Annotated in this window: 3 protein-coding genes; 2 read left to right on the forward strand and 1 reads right to left on the reverse strand. The window is 62.4% G+C overall.

Going from position 1 to position 4279, the window contains the following annotated elements; translation table 11 throughout:
- The coding region (locus ACP5E6_RS16580) for a DEAD/DEAH box helicase (protein WP_427955998.1) at positions 1-256 on the reverse strand (256 nt) is incomplete at its 3' end.
- 126 nt (positions 257-382) lie between these two features.
- On the opposite strand from ACP5E6_RS16580, the gene ACP5E6_RS16585 reads away from it, so the two are divergent.
- On the forward strand, positions 383-718 hold the full coding sequence (locus ACP5E6_RS16585) for a WGR domain-containing protein (RefSeq protein WP_427956000.1): 336 nt from the start codon (positions 383-385) through the stop codon (positions 716-718).
- A partial coding sequence (locus ACP5E6_RS16590) for an SNF2-related protein (protein ID WP_427956002.1) occupies positions 715-4279 on the forward strand: 3565 nt, incomplete at its 3' end. The genes ACP5E6_RS16585 and ACP5E6_RS16590, both read left to right, overlap by 4 nt.

Here is a 4279-nt window from a genome sequence, read left to right on the forward strand (position 1 = left end):
GGGCGATCAATGGTGAGACGACGATGCCGACACCAGGACGGCAGATGGCGGGGATCTGATAGCAGAGCGACTTGCCGCCTCCGGTCGGCATCAGAACAATGGCGTCACAACCTGCGATAACGTGTTCGATGATCGCCTGCTGCTCGCCTCGAAAACCAGGCAATCCAAACACCGTCTTGAGAACACGTGATGCCCGATCGGTTTCCGAAACGGGGTCACGATCACCTTGCGAAGAATTTGGTACGGTTATCGCCATGCGCTGTATTTACTCGAGATCACAGGTTTCGGCACCACGAGGTTCGAGATCGTCATCAACATAGCCGCCTATTCCCAAGTGCCAGGGATTCCCTTGCGATTCGCCGTGTCCTAGACTCATGTCGACATGAGCCAGATCCCATCCATGAACGGCGTGATCCTCGAACTCCGGGCTTGTGCGCCAGAGTTGAACCGGTTTCGGAGTTGGCGGATCGAGATCGATCGCGATCTGTTCGGCCTGCTCAATGCCAGGATCACATATGGCCGGATCGGGACGACCGGCCGCACACGCCGGTGGGATTTTGAGAGCGACGCGGAGGCAGCGAGATTTCTGCGGGTGAAGCTCCAACGCCGGGCCAGCGGCACGAAGCGGCGCGGGGCTGTCTATCATGTCGTCGAAGCCAGCGAGATCGCGACCCCTTTCATCGGCCCGCTGTTGCCGATAGACCGGTTGACGGCATGAACGACAATGCGAAAACCCTTCCGGCATCCGATCTGTGGCAGACCTACCTTGATTGCACCGCCGACCTGAAGACGGTGATGCGGATCGAGGCCCTTAGTGCACCCTCATCCGATCAATATGGTCTGGCAGGTCTTCTCTCCCATAGCGATCTGCCGGGACCGAAAGGAAAGCCATGGTCCTATAATGCGGTCCGTCTGGCCCTCGATGGCCTGAAGCGCAAAGGGCTGATCACGGCGCGCGAGGGGTGCAAGCCGATCCTCCTGCATCCGGTCACGGTCGATGCGCTCGCGTCGCCGGAGGCCCCGGACCTCCTTGATATCGTCAATGTCGCCTATCCCACCACCTATGCGCGAATGCTCGGGGGAGCAGGCCGCTATCAGGGCGATTATGCCGCACTCGTCCGCATGCTGCGTCATGCGATCTATAGCAATGACGGTGAACAATTCGCGGCATTATGCACGTTCCACGACAAGCACTGCGTTCCTCATAGTTCGACCAGACTGCTGGCGACATTGTTCGCGGCGACGCCGATCGGGATCGACTGGCTGCGGAGCCGGCATCCACTGATCCAAATTGGCTTGTTCCGGGCGAAGCTGGACGCGCAGTTCGAAATGCATGACCCGACGCCCGATCTCGATGCGCTCCGGAGATATTTCAGAACTGTCGAGGATGAGGATGCCTTTGCCACTCTCGGCCCCCTTCTGTCCGACGACCATCTGCTGGCAGGGCGGATCGAGGAAGCCCGAACCCGCCTCGCGACATTTGGCGACTCCACGACGGTCGAGGCTCTATGCGCCACCGCCGCGTTCCAGTTTCTGACCGGGCAGGCCGATGCAGCGCGCCAAGGATATCGCGCTGCGCTAAAACGGCTACGCAAAGATCGCGGCCGGCGAAAAGTCTTCCTCGACGATGTCCATGGCCTTTTGTTTCTGCTCAGCCTGATCGAGACCAATGACGCGGTCGTGCATCATGAGATCGGTACCTATCTCGATAGTCTTCTGTCCACGGAGACGCCTCGGATTGGCGCCTATCGGAGCCTGCAGGCTCTGCTCTGGCTCAGCCAGGGGTTCGATGCCAAGGCAGCCGGGTTCGTCAAAACGCTCCGACGCGACATACCCTGCCCGCCGCTCGATCTCGCCATGCGGGCCCTCGCCGAATATGCGGTCGATCCCGAGCTGTCCCGCAAACATCGCGACGCCCTGGAAGCTGAATTCGGGCGTCTGAACGGGCGCTTCCCGCTGTTCGCGCAGGTCCATGCCGAAATCCTGATCGAGATCGCACCGGATCCCACCCCCTACCAGGCGTATCTTGCGGACATCAGTGCCTCGATCACCCTGCGGTTCACACAGATCATGCGCCTCCAGGAACCGTGGCAGCGCGCCCTCGATAATCTGGGGGCGCTGTTGGGCGCACGAACCCCAAGGCCCGATCCCGCAGCAGCCCGAGAAGGGCCTGGAAAGCGACTCGCCTGGTTCGTCGATCCGGTAAGTAAGGTGATCGACGTTGTCGAGCAGACGGCAAAGGGTACCGGCTGGTCCGATGGCCGGCCGATCGCCCTGAAGCGTCTGCACGAGCACGATGCCCGCCTGACCTATCTCACCCCGGAAGATCGCGCCGGGCTGGTTGGGCTGCGCCGTGAGGCCGCCGGCTGGGGGGACAGCGATGTCTATTATTTCGACCCGGTCCGCGTGCTGCCGGCGCTGGTCGGTCATCCGGCAGTGTTCGACGCACGGCAGCGGTCCCGTCCGCTCGAGTTGGTCGCCTACCCGCTGGAACTGATCATCAGCAAGAAAGGCAAGAACTTCCATCTCGCCCTGTCCCATACCGCCGATGAACCGGCCGTCTTCCTCGAAGCGGAAACCCACACCCGCTACCGGGTGATCGAGTTTCCGAGACGCCTGCTGTCGATCCAGGATATTCTGGGCCGACACGGCCTGACAGTTCCGATCAAGGCGCGGGATCAGGTGATCGCCCTGATCCGTGGCACCAACCCCACGCTGCCGATCCGGGCAGAGATCGATGAGATCGAGCAGGAGGTGCAGCCGGGCATCACGGCGCCAGTCGTCCAGATCATTCCGCAGAACGACGGGATCAAGCTCAATCTCATGGTGCGCCCCTTCGGCACCGAGGGACCTGCCTATGTCGCCGGACTGGGCGGGCGTTCCGCCTTGACCACGATCGCCGGCCAGCAGATCCGTGTCAGCCGTGACCTTCAAGCCGAGATCGCCGAGCGCAATGCGTTGATCGCCGCCTGTCCGACCTTGCGTGATCGTCGTGGCGCGGAGGCCCATGAATGGGTGCTCGACGATCCTGAAGGCAGCCTCGAATGCCTGCTTGAACTGCAGGCCTATACCGGGACGCTTGCGATCGAATGGCCTGAGGGCCAGCGGATCCGGGTTCACGCTGCCTCATCCGATCGGATGAAGGTGAAGATCAGCCGCGATCGGGACTGGTTCAATGTCGACGGGACCATCACCCTCAATGAGGATCGCGTGCTGGAAATGCAATTCCTGCTCGACCGGCTGAGCCGCGCGCAGGGGCGGTTCGTCAAGCTGGAGGATGGCAGTTTCGTCGCGCTCACCCACCAGTTGCAGAGCCAGTTGCAGAAACTGACGGCGGTTTCCGAGACGCATCGGTCCGGACGGCGGGTCCACGCGCTGGGAGCCGCCGCGCTTGATGCGGCATTGGCGGAGGGTGGTGCGGTCACCGCCGATGCCGCATGGAAGCGCCAGGTTGAACGGATCACCGCAGCCGAGGGCTGGACCCCTGCCCTGCCTGGTCATCTCCAGGCGGACCTGCGCGATTACCAGCTGGACGGTTTCGTCTGGCTCTCGCGCCTGGCCCGCTGGGGCGCTGGTGCCTGTCTCGCTGATGACATGGGTCTCGGCAAGACTGTCCAAGCGATCGCCGTGCTGCTCGAACGGGCGCAGTCGGGCCCCTGTCTGGTCGTGGCGCCGACGTCGGTCTGCCCCAATTGGGGTGCAGAACTGCGGCGGTTTGCCCCGACGCTTGCGGTTCATCGCCTGTCGGCCAGCAACGATCGCGCCGCTCTGATCGAGGGCTTGGGATCAAACGACGTTCTGATCTGTAGCTATGGATTGCTGCATCAGGAAAGCGCGTCGCTCGCCGGCGTCACGTGGTCGATGGTCGTGCTGGACGAGGCTCAGGCGATCAAGAACGCAGACACCAAACGCGCGCAAGCGAGTTTGTCACTCCGGGCGGATTTCCGGGTGGTGCTGACCGGAACGCCGGTCGAGAACTACCTCGATGAATTGTGGAGCCTGTTCAACTTCCTCAATCCCGGTCTGCTCGGGTCACGCGAGGGGTTCCAGAAGCGGTTCGCCATTCCAATCGAACGGGATCGTGATCCTCAGGCGCGTATGGCGTTGCGGAGCTTGATCCGCCCGTTCCTGCTGCGCCGGACCAAGGCCGCGGTGCTGAGCGAACTACCGCCCCGCACCGAGCAGACCATCGTCGTCGAAATGAACGAAGCCGAGCGGATCTTCTATGAGGCGCTACGCCGTCAGGCGCTTGACAGCCTCGCCGCGCTGGACACCCAAG

Origin of the sequence: Acidiphilium sp. (assembly GCF_049977125.1) — a bacterium.
Lineage (GTDB): Bacteria > Pseudomonadota > Alphaproteobacteria > Acetobacterales > Acetobacteraceae > Acidiphilium.

What these genes read in the sequence shown, in the direction of transcription:
- ACP5E6_RS16585 (WP_427956000.1), top strand. Translation starts at nt 383, where the DNA reads ATGAGCCAGATCCCATCCATGAACGGCGTGATCCTCGAACTCCGGGCT.